The 26,643-nt window shown below is 66.9% G+C and carries 29 protein-coding genes and 1 tRNA gene; 8 read left to right on the plus strand and 22 right to left on the minus strand.

The genetic code is table 11. The features are described from left to right. Positions 1–19 precede the first annotated feature (19 nt). Positions 20–307 carry a 50S ribosomal protein L28 gene (rpmB, locus tag K3172_RS02340; RefSeq protein ID WP_221586857.1) on the minus strand — a complete coding sequence of 96 codons (288 nt, stop codon included), beginning with the start codon at positions 305–307 and terminating at the stop codon, positions 20–22. A 156-nt stretch (positions 308–463) separates the two neighbouring features. Here rpmB and K3172_RS02345 point away from each other — a divergent pair, with 156 nt between their 5' ends. Then, positions 464–919, plus strand: coding sequence for a nucleoside deaminase (locus tag K3172_RS02345; protein ID WP_221586858.1), 456 nt, complete (start codon positions 464–466; stop codon positions 917–919). Between the two features lie 3 nt (positions 920–922). Here the strand turns inward: K3172_RS02345 and K3172_RS02350 are convergent, their stop codons facing one another. From K3172_RS02350 to K3172_RS02380, 7 genes are all read right to left on the minus strand, one after another. After that, positions 923–1,672 (minus strand): SpoIIAA family protein, encoded by a 750-nt coding sequence (locus K3172_RS02350; RefSeq protein WP_221586859.1) that lies wholly within the window; start codon positions 1,670–1,672, stop codon positions 923–925. A 50-nt stretch (positions 1,673–1,722) separates the two neighbouring features. After that, positions 1,723–2,448 (minus strand): ribonuclease T2 family protein, encoded by a 726-nt coding sequence (locus K3172_RS02355; protein WP_345725575.1) that lies wholly within the window; start codon positions 2,446–2,448, stop codon positions 1,723–1,725. Further along, positions 2,417–2,857, minus strand: coding sequence for a hypothetical protein (locus K3172_RS02360; RefSeq protein WP_221586861.1), 441 nt, complete (start codon positions 2,855–2,857; stop codon positions 2,417–2,419). Before K3172_RS02360 ends, K3172_RS02355 begins: the two co-directional genes overlap by 32 nt. 84 nt (positions 2,858–2,941) lie before the next feature. Continuing rightward, complete coding sequence (locus K3172_RS02365) at positions 2,942–3,382, minus strand: hypothetical protein (protein WP_221586862.1); 441 nt, start codon at positions 3,380–3,382, stop codon at positions 2,942–2,944. Between the two features lie 45 nt (positions 3,383–3,427). Next, on the minus strand, positions 3,428–4,288 hold the full coding sequence (gene nadC, locus K3172_RS02370; RefSeq protein ID WP_221586863.1) for a carboxylating nicotinate-nucleotide diphosphorylase: 861 nt from the start codon (positions 4,286–4,288) through the stop codon (positions 3,428–3,430). Continuing rightward, positions 4,288–5,085 carry a LytR/AlgR family response regulator transcription factor gene (locus K3172_RS02375; protein WP_221586864.1) on the minus strand — a complete coding sequence of 266 codons (798 nt, stop codon included), beginning with the start codon at positions 5,083–5,085 and terminating at the stop codon, positions 4,288–4,290. The genes nadC and K3172_RS02375 overlap by 1 nt, the downstream gene beginning before the upstream one ends. After that, positions 5,082–6,314, minus strand: coding sequence for a sensor histidine kinase (locus K3172_RS02380; protein ID WP_221586865.1), 1,233 nt, complete (start codon positions 6,312–6,314; stop codon positions 5,082–5,084). The genes K3172_RS02375 and K3172_RS02380 overlap by 4 nt, the downstream gene beginning before the upstream one ends. A gap of 81 nt (positions 6,315–6,395) precedes the next feature. Here K3172_RS02380 and K3172_RS02385 point away from each other — a divergent pair, with 81 nt between their 5' ends. After that, complete coding sequence (locus tag K3172_RS02385; protein WP_221586866.1) at positions 6,396–7,007, plus strand: HD domain-containing protein; 612 nt, start codon at positions 6,396–6,398, stop codon at positions 7,005–7,007. Between the two features lie 3 nt (positions 7,008–7,010). On the opposite strand, the gene K3172_RS02390 is transcribed toward K3172_RS02385, so the two are convergent. The 9 genes from K3172_RS02390 to K3172_RS02430 form a co-directional block, all read right to left on the minus strand. Beyond that, positions 7,011–7,694: a DsbA family protein gene (locus K3172_RS02390; protein ID WP_221586867.1), complete on the minus strand. Its 684-nt coding sequence runs from the start codon at positions 7,692–7,694 to the stop codon at positions 7,011–7,013. A gap of 23 nt (positions 7,695–7,717) precedes the next feature. Then, complete coding sequence (locus K3172_RS02395; RefSeq protein WP_221586868.1) at positions 7,718–9,100, minus strand: M48 family metalloprotease; 1,383 nt, start codon at positions 9,098–9,100, stop codon at positions 7,718–7,720. A gap of 10 nt (positions 9,101–9,110) precedes the next feature. Beyond that, positions 9,111–10,022 carry an alpha/beta hydrolase gene (locus tag K3172_RS02400; RefSeq protein ID WP_221586869.1) on the minus strand — a complete coding sequence of 304 codons (912 nt, stop codon included), beginning with the start codon at positions 10,020–10,022 and terminating at the stop codon, positions 9,111–9,113. A 5-nt stretch (positions 10,023–10,027) separates the two neighbouring features. After that, positions 10,028–11,131, minus strand: coding sequence for a phosphatase domain-containing protein (locus K3172_RS02405; protein WP_221586870.1), 1,104 nt, complete (start codon positions 11,129–11,131; stop codon positions 10,028–10,030). Between the two features lie 59 nt (positions 11,132–11,190). After that, positions 11,191–13,164 (minus strand): PAS domain-containing protein, encoded by a 1,974-nt coding sequence (locus tag K3172_RS15815; RefSeq protein ID WP_221586871.1) that lies wholly within the window; start codon positions 13,162–13,164, stop codon positions 11,191–11,193. Positions 13,165–13,281: 117 nt separating this feature from the next. Continuing rightward, entirely contained in the window at positions 13,282–13,731 is a 450-nt protein-coding gene (locus tag K3172_RS02415; RefSeq protein ID WP_345725577.1) for a DUF2141 domain-containing protein, read from the minus strand. Continuing rightward, positions 13,728–14,444 carry a sterol desaturase family protein gene (locus K3172_RS02420; RefSeq protein WP_221586873.1) on the minus strand — a complete coding sequence of 239 codons (717 nt, stop codon included), beginning with the start codon at positions 14,442–14,444 and terminating at the stop codon, positions 13,728–13,730. Before K3172_RS02420 ends, K3172_RS02415 begins: the two co-directional genes overlap by 4 nt. Before the next feature lie 50 nt (positions 14,445–14,494). Next, positions 14,495–14,977: an MmcB family DNA repair protein gene (locus K3172_RS02425; RefSeq protein WP_221586874.1), complete on the minus strand. Its 483-nt coding sequence runs from the start codon at positions 14,975–14,977 to the stop codon at positions 14,495–14,497. A gap of 54 nt (positions 14,978–15,031) precedes the next feature. Continuing rightward, positions 15,032–15,430 (minus strand): hypothetical protein, encoded by a 399-nt coding sequence (locus K3172_RS02430; protein WP_221586875.1) that lies wholly within the window; start codon positions 15,428–15,430, stop codon positions 15,032–15,034. 136 nt (positions 15,431–15,566) lie between these two features. On the opposite strand from K3172_RS02430, the gene K3172_RS02435 reads away from it, so the two are divergent. From K3172_RS02435 to K3172_RS02445, 3 genes are all read left to right on the plus strand, one after another. After that, a tRNA-Arg gene (locus K3172_RS02435) sits at positions 15,567–15,643 on the plus strand. An 84-nt stretch (positions 15,644–15,727) separates the two neighbouring features. Beyond that, positions 15,728–16,768 carry a diacylglycerol/lipid kinase family protein gene (locus K3172_RS02440; RefSeq protein WP_221586876.1) on the plus strand — a complete coding sequence of 347 codons (1,041 nt, stop codon included), beginning with the start codon at positions 15,728–15,730 and terminating at the stop codon, positions 16,766–16,768. Beyond that, positions 16,765–17,661 (plus strand): hypothetical protein, encoded by an 897-nt coding sequence (locus K3172_RS02445; protein WP_221586877.1) that lies wholly within the window; start codon positions 16,765–16,767, stop codon positions 17,659–17,661. The genes K3172_RS02440 and K3172_RS02445 overlap by 4 nt, the downstream gene beginning before the upstream one ends. Here the strand turns inward: K3172_RS02445 and K3172_RS02450 are convergent. The 5 genes from K3172_RS02450 to K3172_RS02470 form a co-directional block, all read right to left on the minus strand. Further along, positions 17,652–18,149 carry a DUF2141 domain-containing protein gene (locus tag K3172_RS02450; RefSeq protein ID WP_221586878.1) on the minus strand — a complete coding sequence of 166 codons (498 nt, stop codon included), beginning with the start codon at positions 18,147–18,149 and terminating at the stop codon, positions 17,652–17,654. The two genes, K3172_RS02445 and K3172_RS02450, sit on opposite strands and share 10 nt — an antisense overlap. Positions 18,150–18,266: 117 nt before the next feature. Further along, positions 18,267–19,925, minus strand: a complete 1,659-nt coding sequence (locus K3172_RS02455; protein ID WP_221586879.1) for an ATP-binding cassette domain-containing protein — start codon at positions 19,923–19,925, stop codon at positions 18,267–18,269. 31 nt (positions 19,926–19,956) lie between these two features. Continuing rightward, positions 19,957–21,831, minus strand: coding sequence for an asparagine synthase-related protein (locus K3172_RS02460; protein WP_221586880.1), 1,875 nt, complete (start codon positions 21,829–21,831; stop codon positions 19,957–19,959). A gap of 36 nt (positions 21,832–21,867) precedes the next feature. After that, on the minus strand, positions 21,868–22,005 hold the full coding sequence (locus tag K3172_RS02465) for a hypothetical protein (RefSeq protein ID WP_221586881.1): 138 nt from the start codon (positions 22,003–22,005) through the stop codon (positions 21,868–21,870). Positions 22,006–22,056: 51 nt separating this feature from the next. After that, entirely contained in the window at positions 22,057–22,323 is a 267-nt protein-coding gene (locus K3172_RS02470) for a PqqD family protein (protein WP_221586882.1), read from the minus strand. A gap of 121 nt (positions 22,324–22,444) precedes the next feature. On the opposite strand from K3172_RS02470, the gene rpe reads away from it, so the two are divergent. From rpe to purH, 3 genes are read left to right on the plus strand one after another with little or no spacing between them, the layout of a single operon-like run. Beyond that, complete coding sequence (rpe, locus tag K3172_RS02475; protein WP_221586883.1) at positions 22,445–23,107, plus strand: ribulose-phosphate 3-epimerase; 663 nt, start codon at positions 22,445–22,447, stop codon at positions 23,105–23,107. Beyond that, entirely contained in the window at positions 23,104–24,969 is a 1,866-nt protein-coding gene (locus K3172_RS02480; RefSeq protein WP_221586884.1) for a heparinase II/III family protein, read from the plus strand. Before rpe ends, K3172_RS02480 begins: the two co-directional genes overlap by 4 nt. 7 nt (positions 24,970–24,976) lie before the next feature. Further along, positions 24,977–26,563, plus strand: coding sequence for a bifunctional phosphoribosylaminoimidazolecarboxamide formyltransferase/IMP cyclohydrolase (gene purH / locus K3172_RS02485; RefSeq protein WP_221586885.1), 1,587 nt, complete (start codon positions 24,977–24,979; stop codon positions 26,561–26,563). Positions 26,564–26,643: the final 80 nt, after the last annotated feature.

A 26,643-nucleotide genomic window follows, 5' to 3' on the forward strand; every position in this document is an offset into this window, starting at 1 on the left:
GCGCCGGAGCGCCGGCCTCTTACGAAGCGGCGGCAGCCTTCTTCAGCTCGCGCTTGACCTTGAGCGCGCTGGCCGAAAGCTTCTCGTCCTTGGTCTTCAGCAGCCAGTTGTCGAGGCCGCCATTGTGTTCGACCGAGCGCAGGCCCTGGGTCGACACGCGGAACTTGAAGCTGCGGTCGAGCTTCTCGCTCAGCAGCGTGACGTTCTGCAGGTTCGGCAGGAAGACCTTCTTGGTCTTGTTGTTGGCGTGGCTCACATTGTGGCCGACCTGGCGGCCCTTGCCGGTGAGTTCGCAAATGCGCGACATGATACGTCTCTCGTTCGAATGGTGGGGCGCGTTCCCTTGGCCGCATTGCGCGGGTGCGGGGCACGTTAATCCCGGAAAGCGGCGCGCATAGCGGCGAGGGTGCGAATCGTCAAGCACGTTGCACCCTTGCCGCCTGCGGGCTAGCGCCACGGACATATGACCGGCTGGACCCTCCCGCAACCCATGCAGCGCGCGCTCGCGCTGGCCGAAGAGGCCGCTGCCGCGGGCGAGGTGCCGGTGGGTGCAGTGGTGACGCGCGGCGGAGTGGTCATTGCCGAGGCGCACAATAGGCCGCGCGAGAGCCACGATCCCACCGCCCATGCCGAAATCCTGGCGATTCGCCGCGCGGCCGAGGCGCTGGGCGACGAGCGCCTGACCGACTGCGAGCTGTGGGTCACGCTGGAGCCCTGCGCCATGTGCGCCGGCGCCGTGGTCCACGCGCGCATCGCGAAACTCTACTATGCCGCGAGCGACCCTAAGGGCGGCGCGGTCGAACACGGCGCGCGGGTGTTCGAGCAAGCGCAATGCCTGCACCGGCCCGAGGTCTATTCGGGCATGGGCGAGGCGCGCGCGGCGGAGTTGCTGCGCGAATTCTTCAGGGAACGGCGCTGAAACCTAGCTATCGAGCCAGGCGATCGCTTCGTCCATCTGCTCGAGCTCGAAAGCCTTGATCTCGGCTTTTACGAAGGCGCTGGTGAACTCGGCGTAGCGCCTTAGCCAACGCGGCCCGCCGACTATGGCATAGCGTTCGAGCTTGCGGGCTATGTCGAGCTTCCCTGCGAGCACGTCGCGGCTGAGCAGGCGATCGAGATCGAAACCGTGCCAACTGCGGATCACAAGCAAGAGCTTGCGACAGGCGGCATCTACGAGCCGCTTCCGGACCATCGCGACACCCCGCTCCGATTCTTCGCGATCAAGGCGTCCGGATAGCTCATAGGCAGCTATAGCCGGCTTGCCGATGTCGAGTTCGTGCAGGGCTCCCATATGTGGCGCATCGGCCTCCTCAAGCACCCAGGCACGCGCCGCGTCCGCCTCGTCCTCGTCATAGACCTCATAGACCACTCCCGGCAGCAGCGCGCTCTCGAGCCTCGACCCGGTCCGGACCCAGTCATCGTCGGAGAGAATGGCGATCCGGTCCAGGCCGTAAACCCACCTGATGAGGCTGGGCATGTGGGCCAGCTCGATCGCGACGGCAGCAAACGTGAATCCGGAAACGGCAGTCACGTCGATCAGCAGGTTGCCGCCGCCGCCGGCCTGGTTGCGCTCTTTCGCGAAGTCCACCAGCCGCTCGGCGTCGGCTTGCTGGAACTCGGCAATCACCACGAGGCGATGGGCCTTCTCGGAAATTCTCTCGATGTCGATCATGCAGCGGGGATAGGGGCGGTGCTGGCCCCCTGTCATTGATCGAGATCAAGTCACAGTCCACGCCAGATCTTCGCCTGCACCCCGTCCCGCGCGCCGAACCGCGCCTTGTCGCAAGCCTTGGGCATGAAGCGTTTGTCGTAGCAGAGGCGCAGTTCCTCCAGCCAACCGCGCGCGTTCAGTTTTACGCCGACCGCCTCGGGCATCCAGCCGGGGTTGGCGTCGACGAAGCGGGTGCGGATCGTGCCTGCGGTGAGGCCATCCTCGCGGCTCACGCGGTCGAAATCGGGCCAGCGCAGGCCATTCCAGAGGATGCGTGTGACCTTGAAATAGGTCGCCGGGCGGCGCGCCATGCAACTGCCGTGCTTCACCCATTGCCGCGCGAGCAGGCTGGCCGAGGGCGAGAGGCACATGTTGGGGCTGAGGTCGCGTGCGGTGAGCTGGCGCTGCGATCCGCACCATTGCGGCCAGCTCCGCCCGCTTTCGGGCCAGAGGCCGTGGACGACCATGCCGAAGCGCCCGTCGCGCCCGGAGCATTGCCGCGCGTGGCGGGCCTGCCGCTCGCGGGTCTTGCAGAACTCGGGGCTCCAGCTGACCGCCAGCGTATAGCCGCTCACGGGCAGGCGGCGAGCGGGGCCGTCGGCGGTTATGGTCGGGACACCCACCTGCGCTGGCACGCGGCACTGGTATGATTGCGCAGCGGCAGGCGCGGACAGCGCAGCGAGCGCCAGCGCGGCGACCGTGCGGCTAAAGCGGATCGACTGGGGTATTGTTGTCACCGGCGAACCACGCGCGCGCATCGGCGCGGAAAAGATAGGCAAGCGCCACGACCGCCGCGACGACCGAAGCGAGGTCCGCGATCATCGCGCCATTGGGCTTGGCGGCGAGCAAGGCGGTGATCGCGCTGTAGCCGGCATAGGCGACCAGCAGCGCCAGCACATAGCGCGCTGCGCCGAGGCGCGAGAGGACGATCGCCGCCCAGAACACCAGCGCAAGGACGCAGAACATGGCGACCGACGACAGCAGCAGCACGAAGCCCATCCCCCGGGTGTTCGCGCCGGTCTGGGTCAGCACGGCGGCATCGGCCTGCTCCGCCAGATTGGCCCAGCCGAGGCCGGTCGACAGCAGGCTGAGCACGACCGAGAGCAGGAACCACAGCTCGAACCGACCGATCGATACAGGTTTCATACGCGCCCCTCTCTCCTGGCGATCGCATGGCGGATTGTGCGGGGCGGGTAAAGCCGCGGGCCGCGACAGGCCACAATTGCCGCGTCAGTCGCCGCCGCGTCCGCGTTTCTCGGCGAACCACGCCTTCGCATCGGGACGGAAGAGGAAGAAGATCGCCGCAGCCAGCAATGCCGTGCCGATGACGCCCGGCACCTGCATCAGGCTGAACCCGCCGGCCATCTCGATCCCGGCGGGGAAGGTGAACAGCGTCCAGGCCAGCATCGCTACAAGGACCCACTTTACCACCTCGATCCGCAGCACGGAGATGAGGAACCACAGTGCGGCATTGAGCGCGAGCCCGAAGGCCGCCCCGCCGAGGATTGTGGCCATGGCGAAATCGCCCGCGTCCGCGCTGACGCCGGAGGAGGCGAGCTCGGCAGCGGTCATTTCGGTCAGCATGTCCCAGCTGAGCAGCAGGCCCAGCAGCCCGACGATGACCGAGGCCCAGTAGAGCCAGTCGAACTTGCGGATTGAATCGGGCTTCATTTGCTCCCCCTCGCGTAGCTTTCTCGCGCGGGAAGTGCCCTGAATTTACAGCGGGGTAAAGTCCAGACCGATGTCTGCGGCAGGCGCGCTTTGCGTGAGGCGACCGACGGATACGTAGTCGACCCCCGTCGCCGCCTTGGCCCTGATCGTGTCGAGGTTGATGCCGCCGCTCGCCTCGGTGGGCACGCGGCCTGCGACCAACGCGACCGCTTCGTGCAGCACGGGCGGCTCCATATTGTCGAGCAGCAGGCGGGTTGCGCCCGCTTCGAGTGCGGGCTCGATCTGGTCGATCCGGTCGACTTCGCAGATGATGTCCTTCACCCCCGCCTCGACCGCACGGCGCACTGCCTCGCCGACCGATCCGGCGACGAGGACGTGGTTGTCCTTGATCATCGCCGCGTCCCACAGGCCCATGCGGTGGTTCGATCCGCCGCCCATGCGCACGGCGTATTTCTCGAGATGGCGCAGGCCGGGAATGGTCTTGCGCGTGTCGAGCAGGGTGCAGTCCGGGTTATCCATCGCGGCGACATACCCGGCGACCATGGTTGCTATACCGGACAGGTGCTGGACGGTGTTCAGCGCGCTTCGCTCCGCCGTGAGCATGGCGCGGGCATTGCCTTCGAGCCGCATCAGGTCCGTCCCGGCGGGAACGCTGGCGCCTTCCTCCACGAGGATTTCGATGGTCATGTCGGGATCGAGCGCACGGAAGAAGGCCTCGGCCACGGGCAGCCCCGCGACATGGATCGCATCGCGCGTGTCCATCACGCCCGAGAAGCGCGCCCCTGCCGGGATCACGCTTTCGCTGGTGACGTCGACCCCGCCGCCGGGCAGGCCCTCGCCGAGATCCTCGGCGAGCGTATCCTGCACGAACTGGTCAAGGTCGAAGCCTTCGAGAGCGAATGCCATCAATGCACGAATCGCGCCACGACGTCGCGGTAGCTCCGCGAAACCTTCACTTCGGCGCCGCTATCCAGCACGAGGAAGCATTCGCCATTGGTATGCGGTTTCACCTGCCGAACCTGGTCGAGGTTGACGATAGTCGAGCGGTGGACGCGCTGGAACTTGCGCGGGTCGAGGCGGCGCTCGAGGTCCTTCATCGTTTCGCGCAGGATCAGCGAATTGTCGCCGGTGTAGATGCACATGTAGTCGCCGGCGGCCTCGATATGCTCGATCGTGTCGGTCTCGACGCGGAAGATCTGGCCGCGGTCCTTGACGTTGATGAGCTTCTCGTAGCGGCTGGCAGCCTCGGATTCGTCACCCGCAAGCTCCTCGGCGGCCTCGGGCGCGACTTCGGACAGCACGCTCTTGAGCTTTTCCGCCTCCTCGGTCGATTTCTTCTCCGCAAGGCGCTGGCGCACGCGTTCGATCGTGTCCGCTAGCTTGTCCTCGTCGACCGGCTTCATCAGGTAATTGACCGCATTGGCCTCGAACGCGCGGATCGCATGTTCCTGGAACGCGGTGACGAAGACGAACAGCGGCGGGTCGATTTCCATCACCCCTTGGACGACCGAAAAGCCGTCGAACCCGGGCATCTGGATGTCGAGGAAGACGAGGTCCGGTTTCAGCGTCTTGATCGCGCGGATCGCCTCGCGGCCGTTCTGGCAGGTTTCGATGATCTCCACGTCCTCGAACGGTTCGAGGCGCAGCTGGAGGCCCTGGATGGCGAGCTTTTCGTCGTCGACGAGGATGGTTCTGATGGTCATGTCGTTTGCGGTGCTTTCGGGGGGCTTTGCAGCGAATTAACGGGTGAGGGGCCCGCAGGTTTCGGGGATGCTGCAGTTTGGGGGGCGCTTTCTGGCGCTGCGGTTAACGCGGCGGGCGCTTCGTCCGATTCCAGGGGCAGTTCGATGAGAACCGAGAACCCCCCGCTTTCGGGCGAGCGGATTTCGAAGCGATGCTCCTCGCCATAGGCCTGGGCGAGGCGGTCGCGAATATTGGTGAGGCCGACGCCGGTCGAATCGCGCCGGGCGCGGCTGGGGCGCACGGCGGGCAGGCCGTCCTCGACATTGTCGACCGCCATGCCGGGTCCGGAATCGGACACGGTGACCCGCAGGCGCGGTCCCACGGCCTGCGCGATCACGCTGATTTCGGCGCCTTCCTCCAGCGGGCTGACGGCGTATTTGATCGCGTTCTCGACCAGCGGCTGGAGCAGCATGGCGGGCAGGCAGGCCTTCGCCGCCTCCGGATCGACGCGGAAAGTGGTGCGCAACCGTTCCTCGAAGCGCATGCGCTCGATATCGAGGTAGAGCTTCAGCGTCTCCACTTCCTGCTCGACGGTGACCTTGCCGCCGGGCTGGGTGACGAGCGTGTGGCGCAGGAAGCTGGACAGCCGCGTCAGCATCGCATTGGCGGTCTCGGTCTGCTTCAACAGCACCAGCGTGCTGATCGAATTGAGCGTATTGAACAGGAAATGCGGGTTGAGCTGATAGCGCAGCATGGCGAGCTGCGCGCTGGTCGCCTGCGCCTCGAGCCGTTCGAGCCGGTCCGCCTGTTCCTCCACCTGGAGGAAGAAATTGATCGCGTAATACAGCGCCGACCAGGCGCCGAGCAGCACGAGGTCGATGAAGTAGATGCCGACGAAGAGGCTGGCGAAATTGCCCGTGCTCGCCCCGCCCGCGACATCGAGCACCCAGCTGTCGATGAAGGCATAGACGCCGGTAGCGAGGCCGAGGACGAGGGCCGTGACGCCCCAGGTGACGATCGGCTTCTGCTTGATCAGCTGGCTGTAGACCACCGCAAGGATCAGGCTGATCGAGAAACCGGTGATCGTCGCGATCAGGATGATGACGAGCCGGTCGGCCGGCTGGCCGTTGGCGAGCGCGGACATGGCGCGCAGCATCGTCGCGCCGCCCCAGCCTGCCAGCTGGAGGTTCCAGAACGCCTGGTTCTTGTTGGCGAAGAACGGCGTCGGACGGATGGGCAACACGGCCATGGCCATGCCCTCTAGCCCAATTGCGACGAACTGCGCCAGTCGCTACACTGCATCCTGCAGGCAGAGCGAGGGAGAGGTGCGATGGGCATTCAGGAAAATATCGAGCATTCGGCCATGGAACGCGCGAAATTCCGCGAGATGAAGGAAGGCACTAAGGAAGACTGGCAGCTGATCGCGGGCGAGTATCGCGAGTTTGCCAAGGGACTGGCCGATCGCGTGCTCGACCACCTGAAGCTGCTCGACGGCGATTTCGGCGGGTTCCCCGTGTGCCGGCTCGAGCATTCGCTGCAGACCGCGACTCGCGCCCATCGCGACGGGCGCGACGAGCGCTACGTCGTCATGGCGCTGCTGCACGACATCGGCGACACGCTGGGCAGTTACAACCATCCCGAAGTCGCCGCCTCGATCATCAAGCCCTTCGTGAGCGAGGAAGAGCACTGGATCTGCCAGAACCACGGCGCTTTCCAGGGCTATTACTATTTCCACTTCCTCGGGATGGACCAGAATGCGCGCGAGAAATTCCGCGACCACCCGTATTTCGAGGCCTGCCGCGAATTCTGCGAGAAATACGACCAGGCGGCGTTCGACCCCGATTACGATAGCGAACCGCTCGAGTTCTTCGAACCTATGGTGCGCCGGGTGATGGAAAAGCCACTCGCCTCGGCCTACGCCAAGGCGCTCGAGGAAGAGTAGGCCTCAGCCCGCCGCGTCGAGCGCTTCGGCGAGGCGTTCGGCCGGCACCAGCCCCTCGATCACCTGATCGCCTGCGACCCAGCTCGGCGTGCCCGAGAAGCCCAGCGTGCGCGCCAGCACCATGGTGTTGGCGATTTCCGCGGTCGCCTCGTCCGACGCGATGAAGGCCTGTGCTGCGGCCATGTCGAGACCTGCGGTCTGCGCGGCGCGCGCGATGGTCGCGTCGCTCGGCGGGCCCTGTTCGAACATGGCGTGGTAGAAGGCGGAGTACCTGCCCTGCTTCGCAGCGGCCAGCGCCATGCGCGCAGCGGTCTCGCTGCCGTCGAAAATCGGCCATTCGCGCACGACGATCTTGAGGTCGGGGTCGGCGGCAATCATCTGGTCGATCTGGGCGATGCTCTGGCGGCAGTAGGTGCAGCCGTAATCGGTGAACTTGACCAGCACCTTCGAACCGTTCGGATTGCCCAGCACCGCGCCGGGGAAGGGCAGGCGGACCTGCGCGTCGACCTGCGCCAGACGGTCCTGCGCCTGGCCCTGCTGATAGGCCTCGGCCATCTCGGGCAGGATGTCGGCATTGGCGAGGAGGTATTCGCGCGTCTGCGCATTGCCCAGCCCGCTGTAGGACCAGATCGCGGCCCCGAGAAAGCCGAAGACGAGCGCCAGCAGCGCGGTGACCAGGTGCTTCATCGTCCCATTCCCCCTCGGCGCCGTCAGCGGCGGCGGTCGCAGCTGCGACCCTTTTCCATCTCGCACTGCTGTTCCAGCAGGGCGCGGGCCTGCATCCCGATATCCTGCGCACGCAGCCAGTCGGGCGAGCCCTGTGGCAGGCCGGCCTCGGCCGCCTGCGCGCTGCGCATGGCGAGGCCGTACTGCCCGCTCATCACTTGCTGCTCCGCACTGGCGAGCCGCGCACGCGGCATGTCGCCCCGCGCCGCATAGACTACGCCGAGCTGGTACCATGCGAAAGGATTGTATCGGTCCCGCCCCACGGCGGCACGCAGGACCTGCTCCGCCTCTTCGTAATTGGTGCGGTCTTCGGTCGCGATCAGCGCGTGACCGAACAGGCCCGCGATCAGCGGTTCCGAATTGGTGAGTTCGGTCGCGCGGCGCAGCGGATCGAGCGCTTCGGCCGGACGACCCGATTCGAGCAGCACCTGGCCCTTCAACTCGAGGAAATAGGGATCTTCCGGATTGCGTGCGAGCAGGCTGTCCGCCGCTTCCAGCGCCCGGTCGACACGCGCATTCTTGTGGTGGGCATAGGCGCGCGCATACAGCGCCGGGACGGTCTGGTCGGTTTCTGGATAGTCGCGCAGCGTCTCGTTCGGCTTCGCGATGTAGCCGGTGAGCTTGGCCTTGATCCGCTCGAACGCCGCCTGCGCCGCGGAATCGGCCGGGCTCTGCCACGCCGGATCCTTCTCGTAGACTTCGGTCAGCGTGCGAATCCGATCGCCCGAAAGCGGGTGGGTGCGGTAGAAGCCGGCCTCGTCCGACTGGCTGTAGCCATAACGGAATTCGCGGTTGAGCAGCTTGCCGAAGAAGCTGAGCGAGCCACGTCCCGAAATGCCCGCCTTGGACAGGTATTCCGCACCGGCAAGGTCGGCGGAAGCCTCTTGCGTGCGGGTGAAGGAGAGGAAGTTCGCCATCGCCGCCTGCTGGCCCAGTGCCATTGCGGCCATCGCGGCCTCGCCGCCGCCCGCCAGCGCGGCGCCGATGCCGGCGATCAGCGAAAGCAGCGAAATCTTGGTAGCGTTGCCGTACCCTTCGCCGAAGCGCAGGATATGGCCGCCCGTGATGTGGCCGATTTCGTGGGCGATCACGCCCTGAACTTCCTCGGCACTGTCGGCAGCCTCGAGCAGGCCGGTGTGGACATAGACTGCCTGTCCGCCAGCCACGAAGGCGTTGATCGAGGGGTCATTGACCAGCACGATGTCGACATTGCCCGGTTCAAGACCGGCGGCGACGATCAGCGGCGCGGCGATGTCGTCGAGAAACCGCTCGGTCTCCGCGTCACGCAGGATGCTCTGCGCGGCTACCGGCTGGGCGGCAAGCGTGGCAGCGGCAAGGAAGGCGAGCAGGCGGGCAAGCAGGCGCATTGCGGCCCTTCTAGGGCTGTCCGGCCTGAACCGGAACTGAAACCTCGGTCACGCGGCGCGCGAAAGCGGCGAAGCGCAGCACGACGTCGCGATCGTTCCGCCAGGGGCTCGCCAGCGAGATCAGCGGAGCGTTGTGATCCATGCCCGGATAAAAGACCGTTTCCACCGGCGCGCCCAACGCCGACAGCGCCTTGGCCAGAGCCCGCGTGTTGCGCGGTTTGACAAGCGTATCCTGTTCGCCGTGGATCAGCAGCATGGGCGGGGCTCCGGCGCGCGCATGGTTGACCGGCTGGCTCTCCTCGCCTGCCCCCACCGAGCCGAAGCTGGCCTTGGTCGAATCCGAATCGAACGGGTAGAAATCATAGGGTCCGGCGAGGCCGACCACCCCCTTGATCACGCCCGGTGCAACCCCTGCCTGCTCCAGCCAGCGCGTCTCGAGCGCGACCTGCGCGACATTGTAGGCACCCGCCGAATGGCCGGCGAGCACGATCCGGGTGGGGTCGCCACCGAAGTCGCCCCCGCGCCGTGCCATGGTGCCGACGGCGGCGGCAGTGTCCTCCAGCATGGCGGGGTAGCGGCCCGCGTCCTCGAGGCGGTAGCCCGCCAGCACGACGACGAAACCCTTGTCCGCCATGGCGCGGGCCACGAAGGTATAGTCGTCCGGATCGCCCCAGCGCCAGCTGCCGCCATGGACGAAGACGAGGATCGGCAGGCCCGCCTCGCCGGGCGGCGCGAACACGCGCAGTTTTTGCTGCGGGTGCGGGCCGTAGCTGGTTTCGGCAAGCAGTTCCGCTTCACCCGATCCGCCTGCCACCCGGTCCACCGTGTCGAGCACCGCAGCCCCGTTGATGCGGATGGCGAGCCACAGGCCCGCACCCACGAGCACGACCAGGCCGAGAAGGCCTCCGGCGATTTGGAGCATGCGTCTCACTTTGCTTGCGTATCCGTCTGTTCGATCGTGTCGACGATCGCGCGTGTTTCCCCGTCGCCCAGCAGGCCGATCGAGGCAAGGAATTCGTGGCCGGTCGCGTAATCGTCGCCGAGCCAGAGGGGAATTTTCGCCGCTTCGATGGCGGCCTTCGCGGCCACCTCTTCGGGGCTGAACGCCTCGCCGACCTTGCGGATGAAGATCGCGCGCACGCGGCCCGGATTGGCGGTGGCGATAGCGGCGAAGGCAGTGAGGTCGCCCTGGCTGTCATCGCCGATCAGAGCAAACTTGATCGTGGGGTAGGTGGCGAGGATGCCGTCGATCGCCGCCCGCTTGTGCGCGCCGTGGCTGCCGGACCCGAAAGTGTCGCGGTTGAGCCCCCAGTCGCGCAACATGATCGGCCCCAAGGGCAAGCCGCGGGTTTCGATATAGGTGACCAGATAGCTGAACAGGTTCCACGGGCTTGACGAGACGTAGAAGAACGGCCGCGTGCTCGCCCGCTTTCGCTGGCCCGCGTGCCCCTCGTCCTCGCCCAGCAGCGGTCCGCCACCGAGCGCGGTGTAGAAGACGTCTGCACCGGGGACGAGAATGCGTTCTTCCGGCATGTCCAGCAGGACGCGGCGCCAGTTGCGCATGACTGCGCGGAAATCGCCGGTGATGCCGGTTTCGATGATCGTATCGTCGATATCCGAAATGACGCCGAGCGCGGTGGCGCTGCCCGGCGCGAGGACATGACCGTCGATGCAGTGGGCGCCGGTCCCGTTGGTCCAGTGGAGCACGACCGTTTCCCATTGCGGATCGCGTGCGAGCGGCCACTCGCCCTCGAGGCGGATGTCGAAATGGACGAAGCCTTCCCCGTCGGTCAGTCCCTGGTGGCGGGATGCGCGGCCATCGGGCCGGACGATCTCGAGCTCGACGGCCAGCTCCGGCACCTCGTGGCTGGCGAATTGCGCCAGCATCGTCTTGGCTGCGAGCCACTTGCTGCGCTTTTCGAAACCGCCATCGCGCGAACGCAAGGCGCGCGCGGTGAGCCGCAGGCGGGTCTCGTTGCGATAGCCGAAATAGGGCTGGATGCGGACGGGCGCAGTGGGAAAAAACGGCATCGCCGGCAGGGCTAGCGAAAGCCCGGCGCCGGCGACAGGGGTTTTCTCCGCAAGGGGGTTCAGCCGAGCAGCTTGCGCGCCGCGCGTTCGAGCGCCGGGATGTCTTCCGGCAGTTCTCCCAGCACGACGATCTCCCCTTCGAGCGTGCGGCGGACCATGACGAGCGCAAATTCGGGGCCGTCGCCGTCGAGATCGGCCAGCGACAGCGGCTCGAGCTTGCGCAGCTTCTTCGCCAGCGCGCCCTTGACCGTGTTCTGGTCGTCGACCTGCTTGCCCTGCTCTTCCTTGCGTGCCCGGCGTTCGGCCTGGACCACGCCCTTGAGGCCGCCTTCGGCCTCGGACAGGAACGTGCCGAGGGCGCCGCGTTCCACGCCCACCCGGTGGGCGTACATCAGGACCGCGGCATATTCGGTGAGGCGGGTCTTGTCGTAATCGGCCCCGAAGACGAGCTTGACCACCGGGGTCATCGGCGCGCGATCCTGCACGCTGAGGCCATTGTCGTCGAGCAGTTCGGCAAAACCGTCCGGGTCGTCCTGCGTCTCCAGGCTGAAGTCGTAAGCCAGCGCGACGGCGGCATAGAGCGCCTTACGGCTGCGATCCTCGGTGTTTTGCGCGGCCTGCGCCTGTTCGCGCGCCGCGGCGAGGCAATCGTAGAGGCCCTCGGGGGCTTCCTCGACCACGATCGCCGGGGCGGGTTCTTCGGTAACATCGTCAATCGACAGTTCGAGCGGGTCGCCCGACACGACCGGGGCCGTGTCTGCTACGACGTCCTCGACTGGTTCCTCGGCCGGGTCATCGTCGTCGGCGAACTCGTCGGTCAGCTCGAAAGCGTCTTCTTCCTCGAGTTCGAACACATCGTCCGCTTCGGCCATCGGTTCTTCGTCGGCCTCGTAGGGCTCGGGAAGCGAGAAGGTAACCGTCGGTTCCTCCGCCTCATAAGCCTGCGGCACCGGCGGCGCCGGTTCGGTGGTCGACAGGTCGACCGCCTTCTTGGTGCGTTCGCCGCGGCTGACGAGCGACATCAGGCTGCTCTCGCCATCCTCTTCGCCGAGCGGGTCGACCAAATCGTCGACATCCTCGCCCTCGGGCTCTTCGTCCCAGTCCGGCAGGCCATAGTCGGCAGCGGTCTTGATGCCGGTGTCGTAGTCGTCGAAGTCCGCAGCTTCGGCGTAAGCCTCGCCCTCGTCGCCGATATAACCGCCGATCGGATTGCCGAGCGCATCGACCCCGCGCAGCTGCCGCTGGGTTGCCGGCTCGGGTGCTTCGTCCTGCCCGAACGCGGGGGCCGGCAAGCCGTCCCCGTCCTCGATCCCGGCCACATCCAGCGCCGCAAGGTCGAGCACGTCGTCGGAGAAGGGGTCGCCGTCGCCTTGCGCAGTCAGCATCTCGGCGGTTTCAAGTTGGGCTTCCGCTTCGGCAGCCTCCTCGTCCTCGTCGTAGTCGCCGAGCGACTGGCCGATCTCAAGCAGCAGCTCGTCCGCCGCCGCCTGGTCGGCCATTTCCTTCCAGTTGATGACGCCGTAGATGAAATCGATCGTCTCGTTGTCAGACGAATAGGGCAGCAGGATGCCGCGATAGAGCACCGTCGCGCCGCGTTCGTTGACGAATTCAGCCTCGAAGCCGATCGGCGCCTGATTGGCGAGGATCTGCATGTAATGGTCGGTGATGCGGCTGAGCACGGAGCGGCTCGGCACGTCCGACAGGCGGATGATCAGTTCGTCGTGACCGCATTCTTCGGCGAGTTCGGCGCCGACGAACGGCACGGCCGGATCCTCGATGCCGTCGCGAAAATCGAGCAGGACCGAGAACGGGCCGAAATCGTCGAGCGCGTCGGGTTCGAGATCCTCGATATCGGGATAGTTGCGGTCGCCCAGCAGGCTTGCCCAGTGGTTGTAGGCGCGCACCTGCATGCGGCGCTCGTCCTGGCCGACGGGCGAGGGCGGCGGCTGGATGTCGGCATCGCCGTCATCGACGTATTCGTCGATCGGTTCGTCCGATTCATGCGCGCCGAAATAGCCGCCAAGCCTGTCCATGGATTCCTACGCCCCCGAAAGAGTTGTGCTCGTTCGGAAACGGTATGGCGGATGCGTGGTAAACATATGGTTAAATACGTTTACCAACCTTTCCTCCGGCGGGGCCGGCAGGGTGGGTCAGAGCATGTAGCGCATGCGGATCGTGAGCGCCTTGTCGGCCGCACCGATGTCGAAGGCGGCGTCCGAAAATTTCGGCGGGGCCATGCGGACCGGGGCGTCGCGCGAAAAGCCGAAGCCCTCCTTGGGCATCATGCCCAGTGCGCGGTCGGCCTTGCCGTTGCCGTTCTCGTCATGCAGCAGCGCGATAGCGTAACGCCCGGGCTTCACGTCGGTGAAGGTAAAGCTGACCGTTCCGGCCTTCGCATCGGCGGTCGCGGCATAGGCATTGGGCACGCCGCGGCAGCGAGGGAATTTGCTTTCGTCGGTCGTCATGCAAGCGCGCACGATCCCCTTGGCATTGCGCAGGTCGGTTACCGTCACCGAAACCTTGGCCTGTTCCACCGTAGGCGATGCGCCGGCCACCAACAGGCCGAGCGGCAGGGCGGCAAGGGCGGTGAGGCGCTTCACAGTTGCGCGCTCAGCCCGCGGTCCGTGCCGCACAGGCGATCCCAGAAACGGAAATAGAGGCCGTAATTGCATCGATACTCTTCATGGTGACGCTGGTGGTGGCTGGCGGTTATCAGCCACCCGCCTAACCGCGAATGAACCAGCCATCGGGGAAACATCTCCCAGCCCATATGGTTGGTGACGCCCATCACGGTCATCACCATCAGCACGAGACCGAGCATGGCGACATGGATCGGGATCAGGAAGACGAGCGCGGGGATGACCACCGCGCCGGTCAGGGCCTCCCACGGGTGGAAGCTCATTGCCGCCCAGGCGGTCGGCGGGCGGCTGGCATGGTGGACGGCATGCGCCACGCGGAACGGCTTCGGCCGGTGCATCCAACGGTGGGTCCAGTAGAACCACGTATCGTGCGCGAAGAGGTAGAGCAGCGGGGCGACCGGGAGATACCACAGCGGATAGTCGTTCCAGCCGGTGTAGATCTGCGTCCAGCCACGCTCCTGCCAGCCCCAGGCGACGACGCCAGCGGGGATGCCATAGATCGCTGCCGAGGCTAGCGACCAGCCGATCTCGCGCCGGATCTGCGGGCCGAGCTTCGCGTGGTAGCCGGGCCGCACGCGAGCCGTGACGAGCGCGAAGACGCCGCTCGCCGCGAGATAGCGCCCGGCGACGATCGCCGTCATCGCCAGTGCGGAAAGGAGAATGGCCGTCCACATGATCCGCGCCACCTATGCCGCATGCGGGCAAGCGCGGACAAGCGCTTCGTTCAGCCGTCCCCACCCCATGGGGCGCAGTGTGGATCGCCGGCCACGGTCATCCGGCGCAGCGAGGCGCGTGCCAGCCGCTCAACCTCGACCTTGCGGCGAGCGGCGGCCAGCGGGTGGAGCGGCGCGGGACGCACGATCTCGCCGTCGTATCCGTCGGCGACGATGATGCCGCAGCAGTCGGGACGGTAATCCGGCCCCTCCAGCGGTCCGCGATCGAGCCCCGGGGGCAGGCCCCAGTAGAAGCGGTCGCAATGGTCGAGATAGTCCGGCCACTTGCCGTCACCCAGCAGGTCCGCGCGCTGGACCTTGATCTCCACGATGATCACCCGTCCCTTGGGATCGACACCCATCAGGTCCGCGCGCCGCCCGTTTCGCAGCGGCATTTCCGCCAGGCACCAGATGTCGTTGCGCGCGAACAGTCGCGCGATGCCGCGTGCGACCATGGCCGCGGTTTCTGCCTGCAGAATTGCCGAATCCGTCATGGCACCGGATTGGAACAGATGGCGAACGCAGTCAAGCTGCGCCTGACCCGGAGCCTATTCGGCGGGAACCAGTGCAAGGATGGCACCGCGCGCGGTGTGGAATTCGCGCCACAGCGTCAGGGCCGCCGCCGTGGTGTCCTGCCCTTGCGCGGTGAGCGAAAGCAGGGCTCGCAGGCCTGGCTGCATGACCGCGGCGAGATCGTCGATCCCGCGCGCCACCATCTCGTATTGCCAGCCGCCCTGTTCTGCCGCGCGAAGCGGTAGCGAAGCGACCTCCTGCGAGACCGTCTCGCGGCCGAGCTGGGCGAGATTGCCGACGGCAGCGCCCGCTTCATGGACCGCGTCCCACCGGTTGGCGAGCTCGCCCACGTCGGGCACCGCGCGCGGGCCGGGTTCCACCGGCGGCAGCATGGTTGCCTGGCTGAGGTCGAATTCGTGGGCAATGGCGCTCATGGCTTGAGGGATTACGCATCCCTCCTTGCCAAATGGCTAACGCCAGGCGCGCAATTCGCGCGCTCGGCGATTTGCACTGGCGAGCGCCCGCACGCCTTGCTAAGCGCCCCGCTCGTCGATAGGCCGATTGGCACAGGCACCCGTAGCTCAGCTGGATAGAGCGCTGCCCTCCGAAGGCAGAGGCCACAGGTTCGAATCCTGTCGGGTGCGCCAGGCCTTCTTGTCCGGGTCCCCGTCCTGCTCGGCGATTTTCCCCTAGGAAAGGCCCTGCCTTCGCGGCTAAGGCCCACAGCGATCATGGACCGCACGATCTATCGTTTCGACCAGTTGCCGATGTCGGCCAGCACCGGGCAGGCGCCTGGGCGGAGCGGGCAGGGTATCGGCGCGGCGCGTCGTGATGCGCCGCGGATCGGGGTGATCTACAACCCGCGCAGCCACCGCAACAAGGGCCAGGACCTCGAATGCACCGAGCGGCCCGACATCACCGTGGCCCAACCGCGCGAGCGGGAGGACATCGCCGCGGCGCTGGCGGCGTTCGCTGCGGACGGGATCGACTATCTCATCATCAATGGGGGTGACGGGACGGTGCGCGACGTGCTGACGATGGGGCAGGGCGTGTTCGGCGACGCCTGGCCGGCGCTGGCAATCCTGCCCAAGGGCAAGACGAACGCGCTCAACGTCGATCTCGGTGCGCCGCCGGGCTGGAACCTGCCCGACGCGATTGCGGCTTTCGCAAACGGCAAGCGCATCGTGCGCCGGCCGCTCTCCGTCGCCCGCGAGGGGGGCGGTGAACCGCCGATGCTGGGATTCATCTTCGGTGCCGGGGCCTTCACGCTCGGGATCGAGACCGGTCAGGACGCCCATGCGCTGGGCTTTTTCAACAGCCTGGCCGTGGGCGCGACCGGGGCATGGGGGGTGATGCAGGCGCTGTTCGGCAGCGACGCCAACAAATGGCGGCGTGGCACCGAGATGAGCTTGGCCTACCTGCCCTCGGGCGAGCCGGTCGAGCGCTCGGCCCATGGCGATCCGGCCCGTCGCAGCCTCTTGCTCGCTAGCACGCTCGCCAAGATGCCGCTCGACATCAAGCTGTTCGCCCCGGATGGCGACGGCATCAAGCTGGCGCTGCTCGACAAGCCGCGCCGCCGGATCCTCGCGTCCGTGCCTGCGATCCTGCTCGGCTGGCGGCCGGACTGGCTGGCGGGCGCGGGCTTCCACCAGCTATCGGCGCACGCGTTTTCGCTCGACGTCGGCGAGCCGGTGATCCTCGACGGGGAGGCCTTTCCGGCCGGCCGGTACCTGATCGGGCAGGGACCCGAGCTGACCTTCGTCACCCCGTGAACGTGACACTGGCCGAGCGCGTGCGCGAAAGCCTGGCGCGCGAAATCCGGCCCGAGGTCGGCGCCTATGCGCGGATGCTCGGTGAAGAGGCCGGTGCGCTCGGCGTGCTGTTCTACGGCTCCAATCTGCGCACCGGTTCGCTCGAAGGCGTGCTCGATTTCTACGTGTTGGTGCCGGGCCCGCAGCGGGAGCGGATCTGGCCGCGGGTCAGTTATCGCGAATGGGAACATGGCGGCGAGGTGTTGCGCGCCAAGATCGCGACCATGTCGCTCGAGCAATTCTCAAGCGCGGCAAGCGGCGAGTCGCGCGACACCACGATCTGGGCCCGGTTTGTCCAGCCGAGCGCCCTGATCTGGGCCCGCAACGACGATGCGCGCGAGGCGATCGCCACGGCGGTCGCCAGCGCCGCGACGACGGCGGCGCGCCTCGCGGCGGCGCTGGGGCCTGCCAGCGGCACTGCGGCGGATTACTGGCGCGCGCTGTTCCGCGCGACCTATCGGGCAGAATTCCGGGTCGAGCAGCCGGGACGCGAGGACTCGATCCTGTCGGTCAATCGCGAGCATTTCGAAGGGCTGCTGCCGCTCGCCTGGGCCGCACAGGACATAGCTTTCTCACGCGCAGGAGAGTGCCTGTCGACGCAACTGGAGCCCGGTGCCCGCAAGGCGACACTCGAGTGGTGGTCCACTCGCGCGCGGGTGGGCAAGGCGCTCAACCTGTTGCGGCTCGCGAAGGCGACGACCACTTTCGACGGTGCGGCCGACTATGCCGCGTGGAAGCTCCACCGCCACACCGGCATCGCGCTGGAGGTCACGCCCTTTCGCGCAAAGCACCCGCTGCTCGCCGCGCCGGGGGCGCTGGTCGAGCTATGGCGCAAGCGCCGCGCTCAGCGATAGCGCATGGCGATGGTGATTGATTCGACCCCATTGCCGACCTTGAACGCGGTCTTCTTGTAGCTCGGCTTGCCGAGGTTCCAGATGTTGATGCTGGGATTGTTCGACATCGCACCGCCGTCGGCGAAGATATCGGTCTTGCCGTTGCCGTTGATGTCGTGGCGCACGGCGATGCCATAGGTGCCGGGTGCGGGTACGGGCATGCAGAAGGTCATCGATCCGGCCCGTGCGGGGGCTTCGATGCGATTGATCCACTTGCCCTTTTCCAGCCAGTCCTGCTGCGTCCCGCGATAGCTCTGGACGCGCATCGTGCCCTTCGATTCCTTGATCCCGGTCACCGTCACGCGGACGGCCGGGCCGGCGCCGGCGGCGCATTTCGCGGGGTTGTCGCTGATGGTCTGGCGGTATTGTGCCTGGACCGGCGCGGCAAGCGCCACGCCTGCGAGCGCGACGCCGGCCATCCCGGCGAGGGTCTTGGTCGTGCTGGTCATAAAAATCCCTGTTCTCATGCGCGACGCCTCACGCGGAGGCGGACCTTGCGGTCGTGATATGGGGCCTATCTACCGGAATGCACTGAATTGCGGCTGAATTGGCCTGTGCCCGCGCGTTCAGCTTGCGCGCAGGCGACCGCCTTCGATGCGGAAGCGCAGATCGGCGATTTCGGTCAGCGTGCCGCGATGCCCGATGACGAGCACCGTGCAGTGGCCGCGCAAGGCCGCGACTGCATCGGCAATCACCGCTTCGCTCGCCCCGTCGAGCGCATTGGTTGCCTCGTCGAGGATCAGCAGGTCGGGCTCGCGCAGTAGGGCGCGGGCGAGCGCCAGGCGCTGGCGTTCCCCGCCCGAGAGCGCGCGGCCCCCTTCGCCAAGCGGGCAGTCGAGCCCCTCGGGCAGGGTGCGAACGAAGCCTGCGGCAGCGCGGTCGAGGGCGCGGTCGAGTTCGACCGGCGTGGCGTCGGGCTTGGCCCACAGCAGGTTTTCGCGCACCGTCCCGCTGAACAGCACCGGCTCCTGCTGCACATAGGCGACGCGGCTGCGCCAGCCCTGGCGCGCCCCGCCTTCGAGCGGGAGGCCGTCGACCAGCACGCGTCCGCTGTCGGGCGAGACGAGGCCGCCAAGCAGGTCGGCAATGGTGCTCTTGCCCGAGCCGGAAGGACCGGTGAGCGCCGCAATGGCCCCGCGAGGAATGGCGAACGAGACGCCTTCGATCGCGGACCGGTCGCGTCCATGGGCAAGCGAAACGGCCTCGAGGGCGAGCGATGTGCCGTGGCGCGGGGTCTTGTCCGCGCCAACTTCCGCGGCGGCTTCGGTGCGGGCGATCAGCGCCTGCGCTTCCTCTAAAGCGGGCGCGGCATGGTTCCAGCCTTGCGCTGCGACTTGCAGCGCTTCGATAAGCGGGATCGCGCGCACCCCGATGGCGACGAATGCGAGCAGGACCGGCGCAGCTACGTCCCACCGCTCGACCGCGAACCACACTCCCAGCGCTAGCATTACGGCGGCGCCCACCTGGAGCGCCGCGCGCGCGATTGCTGCGCTGCGGACATAGGCGGTTTCGGCCACGCGCATCGAGCGGAAGGCATCCGCCAGCCTTTGGGCCTCCGCCCGTTCGCGCCCGAAACTCTTGACCAGCCGCAAGGCTGAGAGGGTCTGTTCGAGCCGCAGGTAAACCTCGTCGTAGCGCCGCGACAGCGCTTCGCCGAGCCGCCGGGCATCGACCCTCAGCCCGCGGAGCAAGCCGAGGGCGATACCGCCCGCCAGGACGCAGCCCAACGCGAACAGCGGCGCGATCGCTAGCGCAGCGAGGGCCAGGGCGACGAGCGCGATTGCTGCCCGGACAAGTCCCGCGAAATGATGCACCGCCTCGCCCACCCGGTCCACCGACGTGACGATCAGGGCGCGATTGCGGCTCTGGTGCATGGTTGAAACCGCGCGCCAGTCGGCATGGAGCAGGGCGGTGACGGCGCGGTCGCGCAGGCCATCGACCACGGCGATCTGCAACCGCTGGGCCAGCAGGTTGCGCCAGATGTCGGCCACGGCTCGCGCCGCCACCAGCGCGACGAACACGGCCAGCATCGTTTCGAGCGACCACTCTGGCAGTGCGATCGGCATTCCGGGGAGTGCGCCCGGACCGGACAGGGCTGCAACCAGCGGGACCAGCAGGACGAGACCGACGCTCTCGCTCAGCGCCATCGCCGCCGTGAGCATGGCGAGGCCGGTCAGGTGCCGCGGTCCGGCGAGGCTTGCGATCGTGCGAAAGGGTCCGGTCATCCCCTCGCCCTACCTGCGGCGATCGCGACGATCAAAAAGCGTTTCTCCGTTCGCTGTGGGCGACGAATGTGGCGGCCGTCAGCGCGCGTGTGAGACCCAGCGCGCGTGGGAGCTCTTCCCCCGGGTCGACGGGCGTACGATCGGGCCATTCTTGCAGGAGAGCCACCATCCGGGGGACGTCGACGATCTGTCCCAGCTGAGGGTGCAGCGCGATGCGTTCGGCGGCGCGCGCCAGCTCCTCGCGCCGCGTCGAGATGCGCGTATGCCAGTCCGCATTGTGCCGTCCCATGCTCGTGTTCCGGCGCTGATCTTCCGGCATGATCCCTTTCGCCATTCGCCGGGCAAGATAGCGAGAGACTCCGTTCCGGACCAACTGGTCCGTCGGAAGACCGTGGCAGAATTCGATCAGGGGGCGATAGGCGGTCACATCCCGAAAGGTGATCCGGTGCATCCGCTCCAGACCAAGATCGAGATCCTCGCCACTGTCGGCACTCGCCCACATCCCGCGAATTGCCTCTTCGCGAGACCGTTCGATAGCGGCCGGATCACCGATCTCCTCCCCTGCGATGGTCCGCGACCGGGCGGACCAGGCGGACTTGGCTGCGTCGGTCAAAAGGGCATAGGGCGGAATGGAGCCGTAGAGGGCCGGGTGAACGAGGCTTCGAACACGGGTCTGCAGGGGTAGGGGTAAGTTCGGAAGGATGCCCTCGGCCAACAGGCGGCGAAACGCGCTCCTGCTATCGCCGTCAGCTTGTCGTGAAACAAGGGCCCAGAGCGCACGGACGCGCATCTTGCGGGCATATTCCGGGGCGGCCCAGCGACCATCCAGGCTGATGGTGAAGTTGCCCAACATCCCGGTAAGCACCGTATCACAGCCGTCTCCCGCGGCGGCTTCCAGGAGGTTATGAAAGAAACCGATGTTGGCGATGTTGGCCGTGGGACTTGCGGTGTAATCGAGCAGTTCGCGCAGCCGATAATCATGCTCGGCGGGAGCGGGATCGGGGAAGCGCGGCAGCAACCGCGGATGTAGCCGCGCAAACTCCCGAACGAAGGGCCGGTCGTCCCCGAAGCTGCCCGGTGGCGAGATGCCGTCCCAGCCCTCGATCGGGCCGTGAGTATAGCTGGGCAAAGGCGCATCCCCGGGCATGGCCCGAAGCAACGCGTCGGCGACGATCGGACTATCGAGCCCGCCCGATAGCATCACGGCGGGTCGGCGTGCGCCCGCCAGGGCGTGCCGCGCCGCCTCGTCCAGCAATTCGCGGGCTGCTGCCACATAGTCATCGTCCTTGGCGAAGCGAACTTCCGGGATCGCGACCGGGTCGTAATATCGGTCCAGCGATATGCGATCGCCTTCCACAAATATGCGCGTGCCGAGAGGAACCCGACCGATGCCTCGGAACCACCCGCGTGGCTCGAGATCGTGGTGGTCGAAGGCGAGCTGGTCGGCAAGGTGCTCGTAATCGATCTCCCGCTCGACACCGGTAGCAAAAAGGGCGTTCAGGATGGGGGACGCGACGATGCCCGAGTCTCGCGCGACGAAATGCAGCGGCGGTGCAGTCCATGGTGAGCGGACAAGCCTGAGGCGCCTTGGCCCAAGGATCGTGACGGCGGAATAATGGCCGATCAGGCGCTTGTCGGCTTCGTCGCCCCAGCATTGGACTGCGGCGTGATAGAGGGCTGCAGGAGCGACCTCTCTTCCAAGACACAGTTGCTCGCGAGCGGTCTCGAAATTGTCGATCCTGCCGAGCAGGAGGGTGCTACTGTCCGGAGCCCGCCGTTCGCCGGCAGACCAGCAATCGAAATTCTCTGAACTCCAGTGCGCGGGGGCCTGTCGGCCGTCGAAGGAGAGAAACGGCCCAGCTAATCCCCGTTTCGCGGCTAGCCCCTTAGACGAGATTAAGAACATGTGTCCTTAGACTACAGCACAAAGGTGATAGGGTCGTCAGGACCTCGCATTCGGTCCGGACTGGAAGCTTCTTCCGCGCGGCCCCGCGATGTCGCGAATGGTGCCGAGGCGGACCAGTTCGGGGGCGACCCATTCGCGCTTGCTGGCCATGGCGTTCTGCTTGTGCTCGGTCATCTTCGTTTCCTTGGCGACTGCTGCCCATAATACCGCAAGCGCAGGATAAATCTAGGCGAGCGCGACGAGAGCGGCATCCTGCAGCTCCTCGAGCAGCGCCCTGACGTCCTGCTCCACTGCGCCTGCCGGGGCTGTAAACTCTTGTTGCAGCGCTTCCACGATCGCGTCCGCACTCCGCTCGCCATCGATCAGGCGCCAGATATCCCGTGCCGTGCCGGAAAGCGAGAACAGTTCGCCACCGTCGAGGTCGACGATCAGCACTTCGCCATCGACCTCGGTCTCGACGAAGTTGGCGGTGAGTTTGCGCAGCTGGGCCATCCCCCCCACGTAACCTGCCGAAGCGGTGTGGAAAAGGCGCGGTGTCCAGCTTGTTAACCGCCGTTTCGCGCGCGTAGGGCTGGCCAAGGCTCGCACAGCACCCAGCACAAGGCCCGCATCCATGGCGACCCCGTTGATCTCCCCCTCAATTCTGTCCGCGGATTTCGCGCGATTGGGGGAAGAGGTGCGCGCGATCGACGCAGCGGGGGCCGACTGGATCCATGTCGATGTCATGGACGGGCATTACGTGCCCAACATCACCATCGGCCCGGCGGTGGTGAAGGCCCTGCGCCCTCACACCGACAAGCCGTTCGACGTGCACCTGATGATCGCCCCGATCGACCCCTATCTCGAAGCCTTCGCGGAAGCCGGGGCCGATGTCATCACGGTCCATCCCGAAGCCGGGCCGCATATCCACCGCACGCTGCAGGCGATCCGCGGGCTCGGCAAGAAAGCGGGCGTGGTGCTCAATCCCGGAACCCCGGCGAAGATGCTCGATTACCTGATCGAGGAAGTGGACCTGGTGCTGGTGATGAGCGTCAATCCCGGGTTCGGCGGGCAGAAGTTCATCCATTCGCAGCTGCGCAAGATCGAGGCGATCCGCTCGATGATCGACAAGTGCGGCAAGCCGATACACCTCGAAGTCGACGGCGGGGTCGATGCCGACACCGCGCGGCTCTGCGTCGATGCCGGGGCGGATGTGCTGGTGGCAGGGTCGGCGACCTTCAAGGGCGGGCCTGCGCAGTATGCGGCGAACATCGCCGCACTGAAAGGCAGCCAATGAGCGACGGCGCCCGCACGCTCCTGCGCGGCGAGGACCAGGCGCTCGAGGCCGCCGATGCGATCGCGTTGCCCCTGACCGACGCCGGCGAGGCACTCGTCGTCGCCAACGACGGCGGGGTCGCGGGTGACGGCACCCCGCTGGAGCCCGGTCGTGCGCTGGTGCTCGCCGATTTCAAGCCGCCGCGTGCCGGTCCCGTCGATTCCGTCCTGCGCTGGGCCTATCGCCTGGGTGTGCCCGGCTCGGTACTGTCCGCGCCCTTGCGCAAGCCGTCCGCGCCGCGCCTGCTGGGAACGGTCGAGAGTCCGCTCAAGGGCGAGCGCGCGGCGGCCATGGCGCTGCGCGCCGGACACCTGCAGGTCCATGGATTGAAGGCGCCGATCGACAAGGTCGATTTCGCCAGCTGTGCACCGCTGACGCCGCCCTTCCTGCGGACGGTCCACGGTTTCACCTGGCTGCGCGACCTCGGTGCCTGTGCCCCGCAGGCCGAATGTGCCGCCGTTGGAGAGAAGCTGCTGGCGCGCTGGCTCAAGCTCAATCCGGTTCCCGCCAAGGGGGCTGCCTGGACGGTGGAGAATGCCGGGCTTCGCCTCCTCGCCTGGTTCACCCATGCGCCGCTGATCCTCGCAGGCGATGCCAAGCTGCGCACCAAGGCGCTAGAAGCGATGGAGACGACCGCGCGCTGGCTCGACCGGCAAGTAGCCAGCGCCGACGACCGGCTGGGGCAGGTCGCCGGCTGGTGCGCGGTAACGGCAGCCGGACTGCTGCTGCCCGATGGCCGCCCGCGCTGCCTCTATGGCGAAGCGGGCCTGCTGCGCGCGCTGGGCGAGCTTGTCAGCGATGATGGCGGGGTGCTCTCGCGCAGTCCGCTGGCGCAGATGGAAGCCATCGCGCTGCTGGTCGATCTGCGCGCCTGTTACGCTGCGGTCGACCGCGATCCGCCGAGCGCGCTCGACACGATGATCGCCTTGCTCGTCCCGCCGCTCCTGACGCTGCGAATGGGCGATCGCGGGCTCGGCAGCTGGCAGGGCGGGGCCAAGGTCTCGGCCGCCCGGCTCGATGTGCTGATCGAAGCGAGCGGTGTCCGCGCCCGACCGGGCAAGGACATGCGCCACTGGGGCTACCAGCGGGTGGATGCAGGCAAAAGCGTGCTGGTGATGGACGCCGCGCCGCCGCCGCGCGCGCGGCATGCCCGGTTCGGCTGCGCTTCCACGCTCGCCTTCGAATTTTCCGCGCGCGAACAGCGCATCATCGTCAATTGCGGCGGTGCCGAGCTCGCTGGCGGGCAGGTGCCCGTGCGCATCGAACAAGGCCTGCGCGGCACGGCGGCGCATTCGACGCTGGTGCTCGACGACGCCAATTCGACCGCCATCCTCATCAAGGGTCAAATCGGCAAGGGCGTCGAGGAGGTCGATATTTCGCGCACCACCGTGAAGCAGCGGGGCCGTGACGCCACGCGACTGGAGGCGGTGCACAATGGCTATGCCGCGCGGCACGGGCTGCTCCACCGCCGTATAGTGCTGCTATCCGCCGACGGGGAGGAACTCCGCGGCGAAGACGTGCTCGAACCTTCGGGTCGCAAGGGCCAGCGCGGCAAGATCGGTTTCGCGCTGCGCTTCCACCTCGGTTACGGGATCGAGGCGGGCCTGTCGGAGGACCGGCGCGGCGCGGGCCTCGCCCTGCCAGACGGAAGCTACTGGCAATTCCGCCTCGGAGGCGATAGCGGCGAAGCCACGATCGGACTCGAGGACAGCCTGTGGGTCGACGGGCACGGCCGCCCGCGCGCCACGCAGCAACTCGTGGTCGAAGGACTGACTGCGCGCAGCGGGGGACGTTTCCCCTGGCTGCTCAAACGAATGGGGTGAAATTCCTGTGACGGATGTGGCGATCAAGCGGGCACTGCTCTCGGTGTCCGACAAGAGCGGTTTGGTGGATCTTGGCAAGGCGCTCGCGGCGAAGGGCGTCGAGCTGGTCTCGACCGGCGGCACCGCCAAGGCGCTGCGCGAGGCCGGGCTCGAGGTGAAGGACGTGTCGGACCTCACCGGCTTTCCCGAGATGATGGACGGGCGCGTGAAGACGCTCCACCCCATGGTCCATGGCGGCCTCCTCGCCGTGCGTGACAACCCCGACCACGCCGCCGCGATGGAGGAGCACGCGATCGGCGCGATCGACCTCGTGGTGGTCAACCTCTATCCGTTCGAAGCGACCGTGATGCGCGGTGCGGATCGTGACGAGATCATCGAGAATATCGATATCGGCGGACCGTCGATGGTCCGCAGCGCGGCGAAGAACCACCAGTTCGTCACCATCGTGACCGATCCGGCCGATTACGACACGCTGATCGGCGAACTCGATGCGACCGGCGCGACCTCGCTCGACTTCCGCCGCAAATGCGCGGCCAAGGCGTTCGCGGCGACCGCTGCCTATGACAGCATGATCAGCCAGTGGTTTGCCTTCGCCGACCAGCAGCAGCTGTTCCCGGATTTCCTGGCGGTGAACGGCAAGGCGCCGGTCGAGCTGCGCTATGGCGAAAACCCGCACCAGAAGGCCGCGCTCTACACGCCCGCCGGCCCGCACGGGCGCGGGATTGCGCAGGCCGAACAGCTGCAGGGCAAGGAGCTCAGCTACAACAATTACAACGATGCCGATGCCGCGCTGGAACTGTGCGCGGAATTCGCCGGGGGCGAACCGGCAGTGGTCATCGTCAAGCACGCCAACCCCTGCGGCGTGGCGCAGGCGGCGAGCCTTCTCGATGCCTGGAACGCGGCGCTCGCCTGCGACAGCGTGTCGGCCTTCGGTGGGATCGTCGCCGTCAACTCCGAACTCGACGGCGCGACGGCAGAGGCGATCTGCGAGATCTTCACCGAGGTCGTGATTGCGCCTTCGGTCACCGACGAAGCGCGCGCGGCTTTCGCGAAGAAGAAGAACCTGCGCCTGCTCGTCACCGGCGACCTGCCCGATCCGCGCCGTGGCGGCTTGCTGGTCAAGCCGATCACCGGCGGCCTGCTGGTCCAGACGCGCGACAATGGCGCGATCACCGCGGCGGACCTCAAGGTCGTGACCCAGCGTGAGCCGACCGAGCAGGAGCTGAAAGACTGCCTTTTCGCCTGGACGGTGGCGCGCCACGTCAAATCGAACGCGATCGTCTATGCCAAGGACGGGGCGACCGCCGGGATCGGGGCGGGCCAGATGAACCGCCGCGATTCCTCGCGCATTGCCGCGATGAAGGCGGCCGAAGCGGCCGAGAAATACGGCTGGGCGCAGAGCCGCACAGTTGGCAGCGCGGTCGCCTCCGACGCGTTCTTTCCCTTCGCCGACGGCCTGTTGGCTGCCGCCGAGGCGGGGGCGACCGCGATCATCCAGCCGGGCGGCTCGATCCGCGACGACGAGGTCATTGCGGCGGCGGACGAAGCGGGTCTCGCCATGGTGTTCACCGGGATGCGCCATTTCCGGCACTGATCAGCGTTCACGCGCGGGCTTGATCGCCTGAACAGATCACAACCATCGCATTAAGGACGTTGCAATCGCAGCGGCTGTAA

The sequence above is a fragment of the Qipengyuania proteolytica genome (assembly GCF_019711565.1).
GTDB lineage: Bacteria > Pseudomonadota > Alphaproteobacteria > Sphingomonadales > Sphingomonadaceae > Qipengyuania > Qipengyuania proteolytica.

Excerpts from the sequence above, each read along its gene's own strand:
- rpmB (WP_221586857.1), bottom strand. The coding sequence starts at position 307 with ATGTCGCGCATTTGCGAACTCACCGGCAAGGGCCGCCAGGTCGGCCAC.
- K3172_RS02345 (WP_221586858.1), top strand. The coding sequence starts at position 464 with ATGACCGGCTGGACCCTCCCGCAACCCATGCAGCGCGCGCTCGCGCTG.
- K3172_RS02350 (WP_221586859.1), bottom strand. The coding sequence starts at position 1,672 with ATGATCGACATCGAGAGAATTTCCGAGAAGGCCCATCGCCTCGTGGTG.
- K3172_RS02360 (WP_221586861.1), bottom strand. The coding sequence starts at position 2,857 with ATGAAACCTGTATCGATCGGTCGGTTCGAGCTGTGGTTCCTGCTCTCG.
- K3172_RS02365 (WP_221586862.1), bottom strand. The coding sequence starts at position 3,382 with ATGAAGCCCGATTCAATCCGCAAGTTCGACTGGCTCTACTGGGCCTCG.
- nadC (WP_221586863.1), bottom strand. The coding sequence starts at position 4,288 with ATGGCATTCGCTCTCGAAGGCTTCGACCTTGACCAGTTCGTGCAGGAT.
- K3172_RS02375 (WP_221586864.1), bottom strand. The coding sequence starts at position 5,085 with ATGACCATCAGAACCATCCTCGTCGACGACGAAAAGCTCGCCATCCAG.
- K3172_RS02380 (WP_221586865.1), bottom strand. The coding sequence starts at position 6,314 with ATGGCCGTGTTGCCCATCCGTCCGACGCCGTTCTTCGCCAACAAGAAC.
- K3172_RS02385 (WP_221586866.1), top strand. The coding sequence starts at position 6,396 with ATGGGCATTCAGGAAAATATCGAGCATTCGGCCATGGAACGCGCGAAA.
- K3172_RS02390 (WP_221586867.1), bottom strand. The coding sequence starts at position 7,694 with ATGAAGCACCTGGTCACCGCGCTGCTGGCGCTCGTCTTCGGCTTTCTC.
- K3172_RS02395 (WP_221586868.1), bottom strand. The coding sequence starts at position 9,100 with ATGCGCCTGCTTGCCCGCCTGCTCGCCTTCCTTGCCGCTGCCACGCTT.
- K3172_RS02400 (WP_221586869.1), bottom strand. The coding sequence starts at position 10,022 with ATGCTCCAAATCGCCGGAGGCCTTCTCGGCCTGGTCGTGCTCGTGGGT.
- K3172_RS02405 (WP_221586870.1), bottom strand. The coding sequence starts at position 11,131 with ATGCCGTTTTTTCCCACTGCGCCCGTCCGCATCCAGCCCTATTTCGGC.
- K3172_RS15815 (WP_221586871.1), bottom strand. The coding sequence starts at position 13,164 with ATGGACAGGCTTGGCGGCTATTTCGGCGCGCATGAATCGGACGAACCG.
- K3172_RS02420 (WP_221586873.1), bottom strand. The coding sequence starts at position 14,444 with ATGTGGACGGCCATTCTCCTTTCCGCACTGGCGATGACGGCGATCGTC.
- K3172_RS02425 (WP_221586874.1), bottom strand. The coding sequence starts at position 14,977 with ATGACGGATTCGGCAATTCTGCAGGCAGAAACCGCGGCCATGGTCGCA.
- K3172_RS02430 (WP_221586875.1), bottom strand. The coding sequence starts at position 15,430 with ATGAGCGCCATTGCCCACGAATTCGACCTCAGCCAGGCAACCATGCTG.
- K3172_RS02440 (WP_221586876.1), top strand. The coding sequence starts at position 15,728 with ATGGACCGCACGATCTATCGTTTCGACCAGTTGCCGATGTCGGCCAGC.
- K3172_RS02450 (WP_221586878.1), bottom strand. The coding sequence starts at position 18,149 with ATGACCAGCACGACCAAGACCCTCGCCGGGATGGCCGGCGTCGCGCTC.
- K3172_RS02455 (WP_221586879.1), bottom strand. The coding sequence starts at position 19,925 with ATGACCGGACCCTTTCGCACGATCGCAAGCCTCGCCGGACCGCGGCAC.
- K3172_RS02460 (WP_221586880.1), bottom strand. The coding sequence starts at position 21,831 with ATGTTCTTAATCTCGTCTAAGGGGCTAGCCGCGAAACGGGGATTAGCT.
- K3172_RS02465 (WP_221586881.1), bottom strand. The coding sequence starts at position 22,005 with ATGACCGAGCACAAGCAGAACGCCATGGCCAGCAAGCGCGAATGGGTC.
- K3172_RS02470 (WP_221586882.1), bottom strand. The coding sequence starts at position 22,323 with ATGGCCCAGCTGCGCAAACTCACCGCCAACTTCGTCGAGACCGAGGTC.
- rpe (WP_221586883.1), top strand. The coding sequence starts at position 22,445 with ATGGCGACCCCGTTGATCTCCCCCTCAATTCTGTCCGCGGATTTCGCG.
- K3172_RS02480 (WP_221586884.1), top strand. The coding sequence starts at position 23,104 with ATGAGCGACGGCGCCCGCACGCTCCTGCGCGGCGAGGACCAGGCGCTC.